This window comes from Pseudomonas sp. WS 5021, assembly GCF_012985535.1.
Classification (GTDB): domain Bacteria; phylum Pseudomonadota; class Gammaproteobacteria; order Pseudomonadales; family Pseudomonadaceae; genus Aquipseudomonas.
This window is the reverse complement of record NZ_JAAQWP010000005.1, coordinates 314,286-328,866: the sequence shown is the minus strand read 5'-3', so window position 1 is coordinate 328,866 and position 14,581 is coordinate 314,286. Positions and strand designations below refer to the sequence as shown.

The following is a 14,581-nucleotide window of genomic DNA, read 5'->3' as shown; positions in this document are numbered from 1 at the left end:
GTAGCAGATACTCTAGAACCCCGGCGGAATGTAACCAGGGACGTAAGGAATATTTTTACACTTATTACTGACTATACGGCCATTATCAATCTTGAAATCCACAATCTTGCCAAACGGGTTGACGGTGGCCTCAATCGTACAATCAGAACTGTGCCCTACAGTTTCATAATACTCCGTGTACACCATGCCGTTACCGGTATGATTCATCGAGGTTCCTGCAGCTTCGGTATTGGTCCAGCTTGAAGACTTCTCCCATGTCAGGACAATAAGTTCCTCTCCATTCGCGCCCTTTACCTTCTTGACTGCTGCTGGTTTACCAAATAGGTTCAAGGCTTCCTGATCTGACCTTCCCACCCATCGCTCCTGAGCAATCACCCGACAACCATTAACAAGCAAGATAACCGGAATTATTGTGGCAACCAGCAACACCTTCGAGATGCGATTAAACATAAAACCTCTTTCACAATAAAAACAAAGTAAAAAAGTTAGCATTGATGCCCTTACTGGGGAATTAGCACAGATGTGCTAATGGCTCATTGCCCCGTTGTAAAACAAGTAGTGATTGCGCCGATTGTTTAGCTGATACCCTTGCGGTTCAACGTGCTACCTACTCAACTGTTTTGACCCCCTTCCCGGCGTCCTGCCGACAGAACACAAGCTCCCGAATAGCACACGAGTCCTGAGACTTATCGTATGCCCGCGCTCAAAAAGGTGTAGGCCGAGTATCGTCAGCCGTCCTGCAGAGCGGCTCCTGCCAGCCACATAAGGAACGCACTCACAGGCACCTGCCGCTCCCGTCCTGGCACGCACACCGCAACGTAACGCGGACCAAGCAGGCTTACTTCTGGTCTATAGGCCACTAATTCTCCATGCCTGAGGCTGTCGGCTACCAGTACATTGCTTGCCAGCACCAGCCCATGACCAGCAATCGCAGCGCTCAAGGCAAAATACTCATCGTCGAACTCACGCATCTGCGCCGTTTCAAGCCAGGTCTGGCATTCTGCGGCCGCGCACCAGCTTTCCCAGTTGATTGAGAATGCTCCCGGAATTTTCCAGTGTAAGTTGATCAGTTCGATCTGATTTACATTCAACGAGGCCACCAGGCCTGGGGCGCCGTAAACAGAGAATTGCTCTTTCATTAGCTCCTGACAGAACAACTTCGGGTCGTCGCGGCTGACTGAACGAATAGCGACATCGATACTGGAATCACGCAGTAGATCGACTAGTTCGTTACCTGTATCGACCCGCACCTTGACTTGTGGAAAGCTTCGATAGAAACCACCCAGTCGTGGAATTAGCCAGGCAGCGGCCAAGCCCGGCGTAGTGGAAATGGTTAGGGTTTGGGGAACGGTGTCCGGATAAAAAGCCTCCAGGCTGCGGCGAATGTCTAACAAGGCGCGGTGAGTCTGGCGATATAGCAACTCGCCCTCTTCGGTCAATGCGACGCCTTGTCCAGCTCGCTTGAACAGCATCGCTCCGAGGCGGGCTTCCAACATCCTGACCTGGTGGGAAATGGCCGCGGGGGTGACTGAGAGTTCCTCAGCTGCCGCTTTAAAGCTACCCAGTCGCGCAGCCGCCTCGAAGGTGCGCAGCGCGTTCAGCGGAAGAGTCGAAAACACGCATCGTTCCCTAGATGAATTGAATTGATGAATATTTAATTTATCTCATTTTTCTTGGTGTGTACGCAGCGATACCGTCGCAGGTATTCGATCTCGCCACCCTTGGGAAAAAACCATGCAAGGACCTTCGCGAAAAATTCTTCAAGCCATCCTCTATGAATCAATCGCTGTTGCGGTGCTATCGCCTAGCATCTCGTTGATATACGACGAAGGTTTGGCCCATGCGGGTGCGCTGTCGGTGATGTTATCTGTATGCGCGCTGCTGTGGAACGTGCTGTTTAACTACGCTTTTGAACTCTGGGAAGCGCGTCAGCCACAGCGTGCTCGCACGTTGGGCAGACGCTTGCTGCACTCACTGGGCTTTGAGGGTGGGCTAGTTCTAATGTTGGTACCACTGGTGGCATGGTGGCTGGAGATTTCTTGGTGGGCTGCACTGGTCACCGATCTGGGGCTGTTCGTTTTCTTCTTCTTTTACGCGCTGGCGTTTCAGTGGGTCTTCGATAGGATGTTCGATGTACCAAATTCCGCGAAGGGGGAAGTTTCGGTTAACCCATAATTCACGCGGAATCCAGATTCGCCAATCTGTAGCAGCATTAGGATTTGTCCATGAAAAATGCCACCAGAGCGATTGAGAGCTACATCTTCGGTAAGGACGGAAATCGGCCTGACTTATTGCAACATGCTTTCAGTCTAGACGCAGCTCTTAACGTGCTAGTGCAGAGAGGCAACGTCCTTTTTCCTCCCAACGTCCAGGGGCGCGAAGATATTGCTGAAGTACTAGTACGCAGCTTTAGCCTGCAATATGAGAACGTTTATACATTCTGCCTCGGTGACGCTCCAAAGCCCGACGCCAATGTTCATAAGTGCAAATGGCTGGTTGGCATGTCAACAAAAGCGACTGGGGAGTTACGTGTAGGCTGCGGGGAATATCATTGGATCTTTTCACCGCAAAGCGGCTTGGCCACTCAGCTGTCCATTACCATCGAACACATGTTGGAGTGTCCTTCCCAGCATATGCGAAAAATAATGGACTGGCTTCAAGGGCGCAGCTATCCATGGTGTGAACCTACCGAAATACTTGATTCGGCACCGCCGCTCACTTGCCTCCAGCCGGTTCTTGTCTACGTTGCTACATGACCCCTACTGATATAAACGTACGCGTTTGGCCGATTGCGGACCTCATGATAGGCAGCAAACGGCCAAAAGCAGCCTCTCAACGCGTCGCACATTGACCTCTGCGAAGAAAATCTTTAAGCGCCGCCTGATAGAGCGTCAATGGCTGATTGCCCGTATTGAGAAGTGCAAACGGAATCATCGTCAGATGTGAAAACGACGTGGAGTTTATCGAGTAGGTTTTCTGCCTGCAAAAGCGCTGGTCCTTATTCAATATAAAATCAAACTTGAAAAGGTTTGTCCGCGTACACCAACTGGGGATCAAACCCAGACTCAGACCCGTCAAGTAATCTTGTCCGCAAGCGCCGCCAGATGAAAACTCCGAGATCTTTATTTCTAATGCTGGCAGGCTCGGGGCGGCAAGGCTGGAGTTCTTATCCTGCGCACCGGGAATAACGTTGAGTGTCGCTGCGTATGCGTCCTTGCCGAAGCGACTGTCTTTCCATGGAGAATTTATTGCGTAACTGAAGCTGGAGATAATTTCTTGTGTTTCGGGTTCAACGGGTTCGTTGATTGTCGGCTGGGACGAATAAGATGTGCAGCTGCAACAGAGTATAGCAATGCTGACAAACACAAACCCGTTGGCTATTAAACGACGCATACTCAGTTTTCCCTAATTATCAATTAGCCAACATACCTGTCACTTACTGCCGTATCGCATCTTATCTACACGCCGGACGGCTGAATCAGCAGAACAGGACAGACTGTACACGCGCACTTCGGGAGAGAGAAAAGGCCGCCGCTATGCTCTCTTTGCCCCAACCCAGTGCGAACCCGCGAACGTTGAAGGCAAACGCTGAACGACAACACCTGCCCAAGCTGTCCAGCGGCTCCTATTGGCCGCAAGCTGACGTTGATCATACCGTGCAAAAGCAGGAAAAAGTGGACGTTAGGCACGAGCCTGTTGAAACTGACGTCGAATTGACCCAGAGGCCTATGCCACTGCCCCATCCCGTCAGTAAATATCTAGCGCTGGTAATAGTTCACAGGGTAGGATCCTGGATCAGTAAAGTTTCTGTAACAGGGCCAATCCAGCACTGGCGATAATAATCCCAGGCGATATACACGTTTTACCAGAGGTGAAGTAATGCCGTTAGATAAAGATTGGCAGCCAAGTTTTGGGACTATCTTCACGTGGTTCGCCATGGATCGACATGGGCGTATAGCTGTAATGGTGAATAACTGTTTCGGTCCTATCCCTTCGAGCTTGTTGGCTATTCCAGAGCTAGAGGAAAAACTCGACAGTATAAATGAGTTTATGTGGGAAGAGTCGCGTGAGTTTCAAAGTTATCCAAAAAACAAGGAAGGTCGAACTCTTTTAGATATATATAGGTTTCGCAGGCACCTCAAACCCTCGTCGCGCGACGAAATGGAACGCATAGTCTTAGAGAGTTCGAATTTTTATCAAGAGCTCACGGAGTATTCACTTCCATCAATAAAAGGCTTCTATGTTTATCACGCGCTAGAAGATTACGTGTCCAGCGAAGACAATCCGATTGGTTATGAGGGAGACGCGGAAATTGGAGACTACTTTCGATATTTGATTCCAACGGTATGCGCTAGCATCGAAGACTTCCCTGAAGAATTAAGGTCACTAATCGCCGTATCCGACACATTAGATTTCACAGTTGACCGAGCCATATTTAGTATGTCAATCAATCAGAGTTTTAAGCGATCTTTTAATCAACGGAAGTGAAAGATTAGCAGTTTTTAAAAAGTAGTCGTTTCATCGGCTACGCAGTGAAGCGCTCCTGGATTTGTAGACAAACGGAGTGTCAGCTATTGGCCGTTTTCAGTCGGTTGTCACCGGCAGAAATCGGCCAAAAGCGGTCATCGAGAGTCTCCAAAAACAGGAGCGATTCTGGCAGCTGAAATGCAGGGCCGAGATTTGATATCTCAAATTACTGAGCTAGGATCTTGGCTAAATGCCATCACTCGAAAAGGAAATCACCTTGGCCTTACCTGATACCCTCCGCCTCGCTGTGCTCGGTGTTTCAGCGGACACTCCATTTGAAAGTGCATAGAGCAATGTCAATACGAGGGCATTGGATATAAACCCTTTCATTACTCAGAAACATTTAATGATTGAAAATTAAAGTCCGTGAGCCATGGTAAGCGATTACTGGAAAGGGCGTCGAACCGCCTAAAACGGAGTGTCGGTGAGAGGCTGCCATTGATCGAAAGGAGAAACCCCTAAAGCAGGCGTACCAAACACCAACTGCTACGCTGTTCACTCCAAGGAGGAGCACCGATGCCGAGCTCAGACCTGCTTCCTTCCCCGCTGTCCAAAATCAACGAAAACCAACTCGCCCTTGAAGCAGCCATCATGGAGCTTACGAACTGGGTTGAGCAGAGGGGCCGATATCCAGGCTGGCACAGACCTCGGTAACCGGCTGACCCTCATCAAGCACCATGCTGGCAGCCTTGAGCTCGAACTCATTCGAAGACGATTGACGCATATCCAGACACCTCAGATTTGGGCGCTATCATAGCGCCCGATTGAAGGGTCCAAAATCATCAGGCCACCGGCAAACTCGCCGAACTCCAAGCGATGGCCGACACCAGGAAGAACACCGTCGGCAAGCTCGTCGAGTACCTGCGCAAAAACATAGAGGCCACCGATACAAAAACGATCAGGCGGCCCTTGTTCACGATCACTTTGGCTCTAGCGCCCGAAAAGGTCATCGTCGATAAAGAGGACGATATCCCGGGCGACGTCATCGACACCAATACCGTGTTCTCTCCCGACAAGCGCACCGTCACGGCCAAGTTCAAGGAAATCCGAGAGCACAACGTAGCCGTACGAAAACGCATGGCCGCCGGTGAAGATGCAGAACACGAACTACTCGAAGAGCCGATCTGGGCACACCTCGAGCGCGGTGACAGTTCCATACGGATCAAGTAAGACAACAGGGTTTTGTAGCAAAAGTGGCGTTATGACGGTGATCATACGCTTCGGGCCAGCTCGGCCTGCACTCATACGCACTTCACTTAAGGATGAGTAACATGAACGATGATTTGAAGCAGTCAGGCTCTACTACCACCTCGCAAACCACCACCTCGTTAGAGCAGGTTAAAACCGGCAGGGTCTTGGATTTCACCTGGGCGCCAAACGCCAACACAACGACCACCACCGTCTCGGCGGACTTTGTCGACTACAAGGTCGACACCTCCCAGGGCAGCCCTACTGGAGACAGCCACTCCATTGCGCGGTTTACCTATGTCCAAGGTAAGGGCGGTGGCCAGATCAGTCAGCTGTTCCTTGAAGAGATGCGTGCCGGCGTACGTGCCAACACCCAGATCGGGCTGATGGTAGGACGCAAATGGGTTCTGGATCCCAACGCTGAAGTATCAGGCAGCATCGGCACCTACGTGGTCGAGCAATTCGATGACATGCGCGCCAGTGTCAATTATGTCGGCGCCTTCGCCCGCGTCTTCGCAGACCCACGAATGGTCAGCTACCACGCCGGGGGCCACGTACACACCAACGTCTCCATCACCGGCAGCAGACCACTGACCATGGTGGACTCAGGTAAGTCGGTTCTGGTTATCAGCGATACAGACGTCACGCTCACCATTGGTGATGACGTGACTGAAGGGTTCAGGGTGAATCTGATCCAGGCGGCCACCGGCAAGGTCAACATCGAGGTATCGAGCAGCCATGTGATCTACAGCAATGCTGGGAGTCGCACACGCACGCTCAACCCACTGGATGAGCTGGAAGTCAGTACCTTCCCATTCGGCCCGGTGTTCCTGGCCTTCCGGGTCAGACCTACTGCCTAACGATCCATTGCGCGCTGGCAGAGGTGGGTCTTACTGCCAGCGCCGTAATCACCGACAGTCCTGGCTCACACTGCGGGCCAGCGGAATAGAAGAGGCAGGCTAGTTCGGGAAATTTCAGGGAGGAATGCCGCCCATCCTTCCAAGTATCTGCTGATCAACAAGCATGGAAAAGGATGACGAGGGGGATGCTGCGCTTGCGCTGGGACAAGGCACGAGAGATGGCTTGCGAGAAAGCTATCGAACAAGGAGATCCGACGCTCGCCGCGAAGATCGGCGGGTTTCAGTTGCGAGATATTCGACCCAAGGCGGCGTCGGAAATCGTGGATATCGGCGACGCAAGCCTGTTGCTGGGGCAGAGCAATCAGGAAATCACAAAGTGCGTTGACAGAAGGCTCGGCGCCACTACGAAGCCGTCAAAATAGAAAAGTTATGGAACGGTTCCATAAAAATACAAGCCAGCCACAGCCGAACCCCAGAAACACAAAAGCCCCGAATAAGCGGAGCTTTTGTCTGAATCTTGGCGGGAAACCAGAGACTCGAACCCTCGGAACGCTATTAACATTCGTCGGTTTTCAAGACCGCTATGCAAACTCAAGCGGTCTGCGGCCTTGAGGGCTCGCGGAGTTCCATTATCCAGTAGTACCGACCAGGCTGGAGGCCCTATTCCACAAAGGGTGTTTTTTTAGTTTTGGAACTGTACCCCCTTCCCGGCGTCCTGCCAACCGATCATGCCCCTCATCGCAAACCTGCTGCTACTCTTTATGCTCCACGGAGGAACAGCCATGCCGAACTCAGACCTACTCCCTTCCTTGCTGTCCAAATTCAACGAAAGCCAACTCGCCCTTGAAGCGGCCATCATGGAGCTGATGGACCGGGTTGAGCAGCAAGGCGGCACCGAAATCGCCGACAACGTGCGCGGAGCACTGGACACCATCGACAGGAACGAAGAGTTCATCAAGCTAACCTTGGCAGTTCTCAATATCCACTGATTGATCGCGCGGACATCTACAGCCCGTTGCCCAAATCGCACAACCTATAAACCTGGATAACGCGAAGGCGCTTATTGAATCGCCTCAGGTCTCTTAGATTCATCGCGAGTGTCCGTTTCTGGCCGATCGTGTTGAAAAAGTCGGTTTTCTCGAACTTCCCGGAACCTGATCGGTGAAAGAGCCTGTTTTTCGCAATGCTACGTGAGATCTGTCAGAACACCTTTGCAGCTATTTAAGATTGCAATCTCATGCACTTACTTTTATACCCTGAAAATCACGTCCGACTTTTTCAACAGAATCGTTCCAAAGCAGAGCCCCTTAGAGCAGACATGCCGCACACATTGCCCGGAAACTAGTATATCGACCCGCCCTGCCTATCCCAAGCCGTATTCTTGTCAACCCCCACTTGCACTGGGAGCACGCACTGCGTGTAAGCACCAAAAAGCCCGGGCTGACCTCACAGGGCGGAGTTGAGTTGAAATGGATAGCTGAAGGATAATAGCGCGTGATGATTAAATAGCTTTAGAACCTAGAAGCAAATCAACAAAGAGGGTGAACTCAACTCAACCCTCTAGCAAAAAATCACCCGCCACTACTTACGAAAATAAGTATTAATATTTTTGGCTGCATCGTAATGCTCCCTCAACTTCAAAAGTAGATTCCTCATATCTACAGGACCCCAGACTTTTTTATTGCGATCCTGAAAAACGGGAATACCTTCGATATTAGTAGTTCTCGCATGAGCAAATTCTATTCTGTGCTGATTAATTTCATCAGAAAAATTAGAGATTATATGGTGACAATTCAAACTTAGCTGCCCCCCATCCTCTTCCAAGAGCATCAAAAGCAAATCCACCTTGACCCTCAAATTTAACTTTTTAACAATCCGGTCAACAGGCATGGTGTCAAATCGAGGAATATTAACATTTTGAAGCTCATCAATATATGCTTGCAGCGATTGCTTGGCCATCCCTCTAACCTCTTCAACAGAAGGCGATCCTTTTTTTGAGATGATGGAATTAATAGTATCCTCAAAAAGACCTTCCAACTCTCCTACCGACCCGACAACTAAACCTCGCATGTAATTCGGATGTACAACTCGCCTGATGGCGTTTTGGGCCAGCGAGAAGACCTCTTGAGCTAAAGACTCTCTTTGCATGCAATACACACCATCAACTCTCTCCTTATAAAGCTGCTCTCGTAGTTCTTCATCTGGAGCCGAACTATAAAAAACCATATCTCCATAAGTATGACTCCTGATGAGTTTAGTTAGTCGATGCCCAACCTTTCCCACTCCAAGATCGTAATCAACCATTATGAGATCGTAAGGAGAATGCTTCCTCAATGATTCAACCAGAGGTTTGACGCTCTCATCATCAAACTTTTCATGCCATGTTATATGAACATTCAACCCAACACTATATAGACGACTTTCGAGATTCTTTACAACACCATTAAGCTCATCTTTCTGATCATCAAGCCAAAGAATGCAGTAGGTTGCGTCCATTAATTATATATCCTAATCTCGAAAGTTGTACCATTGAAGCTAGTTTCAATCAGCTCAATCGTCCCATTGATATTCTGCAACAACTGCCTTACGTTATATAAACCCAAACCAGAACCGCTAGTGGTAGTCACACCCTTGCTAAATATTGATGATCGCTCAACATCACTAGAAAGCCCAACACCATTATCTTTCAGAACAACCGACAATACATTAGCCTGAGGCTTACTTATAGTTACCGCCATAGTCGACGCATTAGCTTTAATTGAATTATCTATTAGGTTATCTATTATAATAGATATCTCGATTGGCTTAAATTGAATCCTAAAGTCTTTAGCAAGCCTTGTAGTATCAATGGAAATCTTACTTTTATATACCTTGCAAATCTTTTCTATGTACTGCTCAAGATATAATGACAGATCCTCGCTAATCGAGTTCGAGTCCAACTTAAAGTTGGCCTTCGTTGCAAACCTCGACGCAGCAATTACCTGCTGATTTAAAAGAAGAAGATTTTCAAAAGTTTTTTCTATCTCCTCGCGAGGAACGTTTCTATTTCCATGCATGGAAAACAAACTTGCTTCTATAAGATTCTTAGCGTTACTTGCGTAGATAATAACCTGATGATGCAAGCTTTCCAGAACATCTTTGTCATGACTCTGAAGCGAAGTAAGGAATAAATTTCTATCTTGCTCACTTTTTAACGCCTTTTCAGCTTTTTTTGCTAACGCCTCAGCTCTATGACGCTCCTCTCTTTCCCGCTCCGCATACCGAATAGCTTCAGATTCGGCCTTAAGCATTTCTTGATAACGAGATTTGGCATTCTTCGCTTCTTCAAAAAGGGCTTGGTTACCAGTTTTCTCAGCTATATCGGAAAGGTTGTCGATAGTCTTATCAAAATCTTTAGCCTTGCTATCTATAAGCGTAAGAAAATCTTCAGCAAAATATTCGACCTGAACACCAGGAGAGTTAGAGAGCTTATTAATTACTTCAATTATTTTCGACCGTAACTCATCTCGCGTTAGATGGCTCGAGTCATGCAAGTCAGCATCATACTTAACTCTCCAACTAACACCGACAACATAGTTTTCAAGCCGCATTAAGCACTTTTTCCAAAATGCGTCTTTCAGCTGGAGGTAAGCGACAGTCTCTATCAATCCCTTGTCACGACTAGAGGATTCCTTAAATTTTGAATCATCGCCATGAACATCAATTTTTCCGAGGATATCCCTAGTACCTAGATAACGCGAATAACCTTGCTGCTTCCGCCGATCAATACCAAAACTATCATCTGCCTCCTCACCTATCGGATAAACTCTGAATCCATTCTTGAATAAAAAAACCGACCCAAAAGAAATCGAGTTTATGCCCATACGGCGTGCGAAAGTCGCTTTCGCGGAACGATTCAAATAAAACAGGTTACATTCAAAACCTGATCCATTAAGCGCTTTAAATTCGTTAACCTCAGAAACCCTATAGATCACTTTTCCGCGATCAATAAGTTCAGTTTTTATAAAATCGCCTTCAATAGTTGTTTTTAACCAGGTAGTTTTTTCTTGCAGCGTTTGAAATATGAAGTTATCTACTGGCCCGTTAATTATCTCGTTAGGATGAGGTTCTTCAGTACTATTGAGGATACGTTCATCTTCGGCAGTTTCGCGCTCGGCATAAATTTGTACAGAAAAACTTTCTTTATGAGCACCAAAAGGATTTATCAACTTTGCCAATGAAGACTTAAGATCTCTCAGCTTAGGGCGATCCCAATACTCCCTTAAAATCCCTATTTCTAAGACTGTTCCGCTTTCATGCTTGAAAGCTATTTCAGGAGGCAATTTAAATTCTTTTAATCTAGTATGGCTCACATCCACCTTTATGAAGTCTTTTTTTGATGAGCCTTCAAAGTCGGACCAAACAATTTTAAGGCAATTTACCTCACTACTGCCTTCTTTCTGAGTTTGGAGCGTTAGTAATTCCCCGAGCCGATCACATGAAAACCGACCAACTCCTTTACTACCAGCATATCGTTTCGACGAAAACGACTCCCTATAGTCGGTTTTGGGGTCGTCTTCAGTACCGTCTTGCTTAGCTGAGTAGGCGACAAACAACCATTTGTTGATTAGATCGTCATATGACATCCCCTTACCATCATCGATAATAAAAATACTATCATCGGTAAAGTGAATACTTACCTCACTTGACCCGGCATCAAATGAGTTTTTTACAAGTTCAAAAACAGCAACAAAATCATCCGTTATCAGATCGCGTCCAATTATCGATTTCAGATGCGAGCTAACTCTAAAATTAAGAGCCTGCATTTATAGCACCTTCCTGTACTATTTCTAATTCATCTTGTAAAAAATGCTGATTTCGTTCTGTTAAAAACACCCCTATAGCCTCAGCAAGAAGTGGCGGAACCGCATTACCTATTTGAGTATATCTTGGGCATTCAATTTTTCTTTTTTTTCCGCCAGTAGTATATTTACCCGTGAATTCAAACCAATCAGGAAAAGATTGAATCCTGGCTGTTTCCCGAGCTGTCAGTATTCTTAGCTCGTCATAGTGAATTATGTCATCCGGTAAAGTGGTTATCGTTGGTGAAGGAGCGTTTTTTGTCAGTACTGTTATAGCGTGTTTTTTCAAACCAAGCTTCTCCCGAGCTTCTTTTGAAAGAGACCTGCCTGGTTGCGATTCACGTTGTATTTTTGCAAACTGTACGATTGTTTCCGGTTTATGCTTGGGCAACCGTCTACTATTTGGTGCACCTCTATAGTCCTCTCGCATAATAGCCAAATATGGAGAATATACTTCCGGAGCTTCGTAAACTGCTTCAACAAAACCACGTACGCCCGAATCTTTATTTTCTTCTAGTTTTCTATCTCTTATCTGCAGATCCGCTATTGCTTCATAGACGGATACAGGCCTACTCTTAGGCAAAGACTTATCTTCTAAAAAGCGGTCTCTACTTTGCAGAAGCTCATCTAGATGGTTCGGATCACCCTCAAGTGAACAAATTATTAAGTACCTGTACCTGTTCTGTGGGACACCAAAGTCTGCGCAATTTACTTTTCCACGAGAAACGGTGTAACCAATCTTAGAAAGCTCCTCACTAATAAACTCAGCATAAGACTTTTTAAAATATTGTTCGCGCTCACCGCCGGTGCGTTTTCTCTCGGTAAACTTGCTATTAAACCCACTGACATTTTCTATAACGATATGCTTAGGCTGGACAATTTTAACAAGCTCAAGATATTGCTCAGCCATTTTATTTCTTGGATCTGTAGGATTTCGTCTTCCTGCAGTCGAGAAGCCTTGACACGGAGGGCCTCCAACCATAAGGTCGATCTCGCCCTTTAACTGACCGATTTCTCTGCCATAGCCGTTCAAAAAATCTTCGCAGCTCATCGCCTGTTTGGGTAGCCAATCTGGCCAGTTAAACTGGTAGCGTTCGCCTTCAATAAGGTTATGACGCAGCGTCTCAAAAGCCATAGAGTTTTTCTCTACGGCGATAATACCCTCGCAGCCAGCTTTCAATAGGCCGAGAGAGAGGCCGCCACATCCGGCGAAAACATCAATAAATCGCATGTCTTCCCTTCCTAAAGATTATACAAAAAGTCATTAAAAAATTTACTCTCTGTAGAGCACGGCATTCATTCATCTGAACACTTCAGACTAAGACTTAGCCTAACGAACTAGGTAAATAGAACTCATCTTTTTCATTATTTCTAATTGCACACCGTTAGCCTGATCAATAAAAGAACTGAGCTCATCAACGGACGCTAATCTATCTGAACTATAGCCCCCAACGACTAGACCAATAGCAGCCAAGTAACTTTTATACATTTCAGACAACTCATCGTCTCCCAACAACATAACATAGGACTTTACTGCAGCATGTCTTTGCAGGGAGTCTAGTGCCTTTTGAAAGCGAGCAGTAATAACCTCTTGCTCGGCCTCCAACCAGGGATCCATATTAGCCAAAGTATCAACTTTTGCATAAAACATGATCCCGAAAGAAACAAAGTCATCATGCAGCGAATTGATTTGTAGTGAGCACTCTCTAACCAAATCGCCCGTCCGACTGTCTCTTTCTTTCTGTATATCGTGGAGGTATTGTATTTTTTTTATAAAAAGACTCTGTTTGTGCCCCCACCATGCAAGTATTAAACTACTTAGAGTTCCCGCCAACGCGACAACTGACGGTATTCCAATTTTTATCAGGTCAGAAATTAGCTCGTTATTATCCATTTCAGGATCCATCCTCAGCCGGCGCCTCGTCCCTTCGGACACTCGAACATCCCGCAGTTTCTTTATAGACTGAATCCTACTCGGTTTCGTATGAAGAATGCAGTGGTATTCAAGCCGCTTTTCCTAAATTTTTGAATCAGGGCCTGATCAACGGGAGAATTACCCTTCAGTTGCATGGCATCGCGACGCACGCACCGCCAAGGTCAGGGCCAACAGGGAAATCGCCCTTCTGTCTCACGTGTTCAATATGGCCCCCGAGTGGGGCCTCACCGAGCGGAAGAATCCTTGCCAAGGCGTCAGGAAGAACAAAAAGATACCACGTGACTACTACGCCAATGCGGTGGTTTGGGACGCTGTCTACGGCATGGCGGGCCCAGAACTCAAGGAAGCCATGGACCTGGCCTACCTGACCGGCCAGAGGCCGGCCGACGTAATAATCATGCGTAGCAACGACACCGAGGGCGATTACTTCCTGGTCACCCAGGGTAAAACCGGGCAGAAACTCAGAGTTTTGATGCGGACAGAATCAGCAGAAAACAGTCTCGGGAAATGGGTTAGAGATAACCGAAAGAAATGCCAACCACCCGTCTAAGTACCTACAAATCAACAAGCACGGAAAAAGGATGACGAAAGGTATGTTGCGCCTGCGCTGGGACAAGGCAAGGGAGAAGGCGCAGCAGAACGCGCTGGATCAGGGCGATCCTATGCTGGCAGTAAAGATCGGAGGGTTTCAGTTTCGTGACATCAGACCCAAGGCGGCATCGGAAATCATCGATATTGGCGACGCCAGCCTACTACTGGGACATAGCAAGCAGGAGATCACCAAACGGGTTTACGGGAGGATTGGTGCCACTGCCAAACCATCAAAAGAGGCAAAGTTTCGGAACGCCTACCCGAAAGTTCCGGAACGCCTATCAAAAACCGCCGTTACCTACCCAAACCCCAGAAACACAAAAGCCCCGCATAAGCGGGGCTTTTATCTGCATCTTGGCGGGAAACCAGGGACTCGAACCCTGGGAACGCTGTTAACGTTCGCCGACTTTCAAGACTGGTGATTTTTTCTTTAAATTCAGCAAGTTAACATTTTTAGCGCTTCCGCATCCCTCCATATTTCGATACGCTAAAAGCTCCATAACTCAAGGGGTGCACATCAGATTGCGGAAATGATTTACTCCCCGCCCCAACGTCCTGCCGACCAGCACACAAACTACCAAATTGCCCACGATTCGTGGCGTTTGTCCTATGGCCCCCCAGCGGCATTTGTAAAAGGC

At 47.5% G+C, this 14,581-nt stretch carries 15 protein-coding genes and 1 pseudogene; 8 read left to right on the top strand and 8 right to left on the bottom strand.

Annotated elements, in window-relative coordinates; genetic code table 11:
* Nucleotides 1-12: 12 nt before the first annotated feature.
* Together HBO19_RS17965 and HBO19_RS17960 are read right to left on the bottom strand one after the other, a co-directional pair.
* Entirely contained in the window at nucleotides 13-450 is a 438-nt protein-coding gene (locus HBO19_RS17965) for a hypothetical protein (RefSeq protein WP_169954323.1), read from the bottom strand.
* Nucleotides 451-728: 278 nt separating this feature from the next.
* Nucleotides 729-1,619, bottom strand: a complete 891-nt coding sequence (locus tag HBO19_RS17960; RefSeq protein WP_169954324.1) for a LysR substrate-binding domain-containing protein — start codon at nucleotides 1,617-1,619, stop codon at nucleotides 729-731.
* 115 nt (nucleotides 1,620-1,734) lie between these two features.
* Between HBO19_RS17960 and HBO19_RS17955 the strand changes: the two genes are divergently transcribed.
* Both HBO19_RS17955 and HBO19_RS17950 read left to right on the top strand, forming a co-directional pair.
* Nucleotides 1,735-2,175: a PACE efflux transporter gene (locus tag HBO19_RS17955; RefSeq protein WP_169954325.1), complete on the top strand. Its 441-nt coding sequence runs from the start codon at nucleotides 1,735-1,737 to the stop codon at nucleotides 2,173-2,175.
* 50 nt (nucleotides 2,176-2,225) lie between these two features.
* Nucleotides 2,226-2,756 carry a hypothetical protein gene (locus tag HBO19_RS17950; RefSeq protein ID WP_170057985.1) on the top strand — a complete coding sequence of 177 codons (531 nt, stop codon included), beginning with the start codon at nucleotides 2,226-2,228 and terminating at the stop codon, nucleotides 2,754-2,756.
* Between the two features lie 76 nt (nucleotides 2,757-2,832).
* On the opposite strand, the gene HBO19_RS17945 is transcribed toward HBO19_RS17950, so the two are convergent.
* On the bottom strand, nucleotides 2,833-3,393 hold the full coding sequence (locus HBO19_RS17945; protein WP_170043084.1) for a hypothetical protein: 561 nt from the start codon (nucleotides 3,391-3,393) through the stop codon (nucleotides 2,833-2,835).
* Between the two features lie 486 nt (nucleotides 3,394-3,879).
* Here HBO19_RS17945 and HBO19_RS17940 point away from each other — a divergent pair, with 486 nt between their 5' ends.
* A complete protein-coding gene (locus HBO19_RS17940) occupies nucleotides 3,880-4,488 on the top strand; it encodes a hypothetical protein (RefSeq protein ID WP_169954328.1) in 609 nt (202 codons plus the stop codon).
* Between the two features lie 637 nt (nucleotides 4,489-5,125).
* On the opposite strand, the gene HBO19_RS28565 is transcribed toward HBO19_RS17940, so the two are convergent.
* Nucleotides 5,126-5,251 (bottom strand): hypothetical protein, encoded by a 126-nt coding sequence (locus HBO19_RS28565; RefSeq protein WP_262386288.1) that lies wholly within the window; start codon nucleotides 5,249-5,251, stop codon nucleotides 5,126-5,128.
* 92 nt (nucleotides 5,252-5,343) lie between these two features.
* Here HBO19_RS28565 and HBO19_RS17935 point away from each other — a divergent pair, with 92 nt between their 5' ends.
* The 4 genes from HBO19_RS17935 to HBO19_RS17920 all read left to right on the top strand — a co-directional run bounded on the left by HBO19_RS17935 (nucleotide 5,344) and on the right by HBO19_RS17920 (nucleotide 7,564).
* Complete coding sequence (locus HBO19_RS17935; protein ID WP_170057984.1) at nucleotides 5,344-5,697, top strand: siphovirus Gp157 family protein; 354 nt, start codon at nucleotides 5,344-5,346, stop codon at nucleotides 5,695-5,697.
* 101 nt (nucleotides 5,698-5,798) lie between these two features.
* On the top strand, nucleotides 5,799-6,575 hold the full coding sequence (locus HBO19_RS17930; protein ID WP_170057983.1) for a hypothetical protein: 777 nt from the start codon (nucleotides 5,799-5,801) through the stop codon (nucleotides 6,573-6,575).
* Between the two features lie 185 nt (nucleotides 6,576-6,760).
* Nucleotides 6,761-6,997 carry a hypothetical protein gene (locus HBO19_RS17925; protein ID WP_170057982.1) on the top strand — a complete coding sequence of 79 codons (237 nt, stop codon included), beginning with the start codon at nucleotides 6,761-6,763 and terminating at the stop codon, nucleotides 6,995-6,997.
* A gap of 360 nt (nucleotides 6,998-7,357) precedes the next feature.
* The gene (locus HBO19_RS17920) at nucleotides 7,358-7,564 is read left to right on the top strand and encodes a hypothetical protein (RefSeq protein ID WP_170057981.1); all 207 of its coding nucleotides are present in this window, start codon (nucleotides 7,358-7,360) and stop codon (nucleotides 7,562-7,564) included.
* A gap of 592 nt (nucleotides 7,565-8,156) precedes the next feature.
* Here HBO19_RS17920 and HBO19_RS17915 read toward each other — a convergent pair.
* From HBO19_RS17915 to HBO19_RS17900, 4 genes are all read right to left on the bottom strand, one after another.
* Nucleotides 8,157-9,071: a hypothetical protein gene (locus HBO19_RS17915; RefSeq protein ID WP_170057980.1), complete on the bottom strand. Its 915-nt coding sequence runs from the start codon at nucleotides 9,069-9,071 to the stop codon at nucleotides 8,157-8,159.
* The gene (locus tag HBO19_RS17910; RefSeq protein WP_170057979.1) at nucleotides 9,071-11,380 is read right to left on the bottom strand and encodes an ATP-binding protein; all 2,310 of its coding nucleotides are present in this window, start codon (nucleotides 11,378-11,380) and stop codon (nucleotides 9,071-9,073) included. Before HBO19_RS17910 ends, HBO19_RS17915 begins: the two co-directional genes overlap by 1 nt.
* Nucleotides 11,367-12,647, bottom strand: a complete 1,281-nt coding sequence (locus HBO19_RS17905; RefSeq protein WP_170057978.1) for a DNA cytosine methyltransferase — start codon at nucleotides 12,645-12,647, stop codon at nucleotides 11,367-11,369. Before HBO19_RS17905 ends, HBO19_RS17910 begins: the two co-directional genes overlap by 14 nt.
* 99 nt (nucleotides 12,648-12,746) lie before the next feature.
* Nucleotides 12,747-13,310, bottom strand: coding sequence for a hypothetical protein (locus tag HBO19_RS17900; RefSeq protein ID WP_170057977.1), 564 nt, complete (start codon nucleotides 13,308-13,310; stop codon nucleotides 12,747-12,749).
* 169 nt (nucleotides 13,311-13,479) lie between these two features.
* Between HBO19_RS17900 and HBO19_RS28560 the strand changes: the two are divergent.
* Nucleotides 13,480-14,179, top strand: a pseudogene (locus tag HBO19_RS28560) (tyrosine-type recombinase/integrase); the annotation flags it as partial.
* Nucleotides 14,180-14,581: the final 402 nt, after the last annotated feature.

Bases quoted from the DNA above. Each gene is read 5' to 3' on its own strand.
- HBO19_RS17920 (WP_170057981.1), top strand. From the start codon at position 7,358: ATGCCGAACTCAGACCTACTCCCTTCCTTGCTGTCCAAATTCAACGAA.
- HBO19_RS28565 (WP_262386288.1), bottom strand. From the start codon at position 5,251: ATGCGTCAATCGTCTTCGAATGAGTTCGAGCTCAAGGCTGCCAGCATG.
- HBO19_RS17930 (WP_170057983.1), top strand. From the start codon at position 5,799: ATGAACGATGATTTGAAGCAGTCAGGCTCTACTACCACCTCGCAAACC.
- HBO19_RS17955 (WP_169954325.1), top strand. From the start codon at position 1,735: ATGCAAGGACCTTCGCGAAAAATTCTTCAAGCCATCCTCTATGAATCA.
- HBO19_RS17935 (WP_170057984.1), top strand. From the start codon at position 5,344: ATGGCCGACACCAGGAAGAACACCGTCGGCAAGCTCGTCGAGTACCTG.
- HBO19_RS17900 (WP_170057977.1), bottom strand. From the start codon at position 13,310: ATGGATAATAACGAGCTAATTTCTGACCTGATAAAAATTGGAATACCG.
- HBO19_RS17940 (WP_169954328.1), top strand. From the start codon at position 3,880: ATGCCGTTAGATAAAGATTGGCAGCCAAGTTTTGGGACTATCTTCACG.
- HBO19_RS17915 (WP_170057980.1), bottom strand. From the start codon at position 9,071: ATGGACGCAACCTACTGCATTCTTTGGCTTGATGATCAGAAAGATGAG.
- HBO19_RS17945 (WP_170043084.1), bottom strand. From the start codon at position 3,393: ATGCGTCGTTTAATAGCCAACGGGTTTGTGTTTGTCAGCATTGCTATA.
- HBO19_RS17910 (WP_170057979.1), bottom strand. From the start codon at position 11,380: ATGCAGGCTCTTAATTTTAGAGTTAGCTCGCATCTGAAATCGATAATT.
- HBO19_RS17950 (WP_170057985.1), top strand. From the start codon at position 2,226: ATGAAAAATGCCACCAGAGCGATTGAGAGCTACATCTTCGGTAAGGAC.
- HBO19_RS17925 (WP_170057982.1), top strand. From the start codon at position 6,761: ATGCTGCGCTTGCGCTGGGACAAGGCACGAGAGATGGCTTGCGAGAAA.
- HBO19_RS17905 (WP_170057978.1), bottom strand. From the start codon at position 12,647: ATGCGATTTATTGATGTTTTCGCCGGATGTGGCGGCCTCTCTCTCGGC.
- HBO19_RS17965 (WP_169954323.1), bottom strand. From the start codon at position 450: ATGTTTAATCGCATCTCGAAGGTGTTGCTGGTTGCCACAATAATTCCG.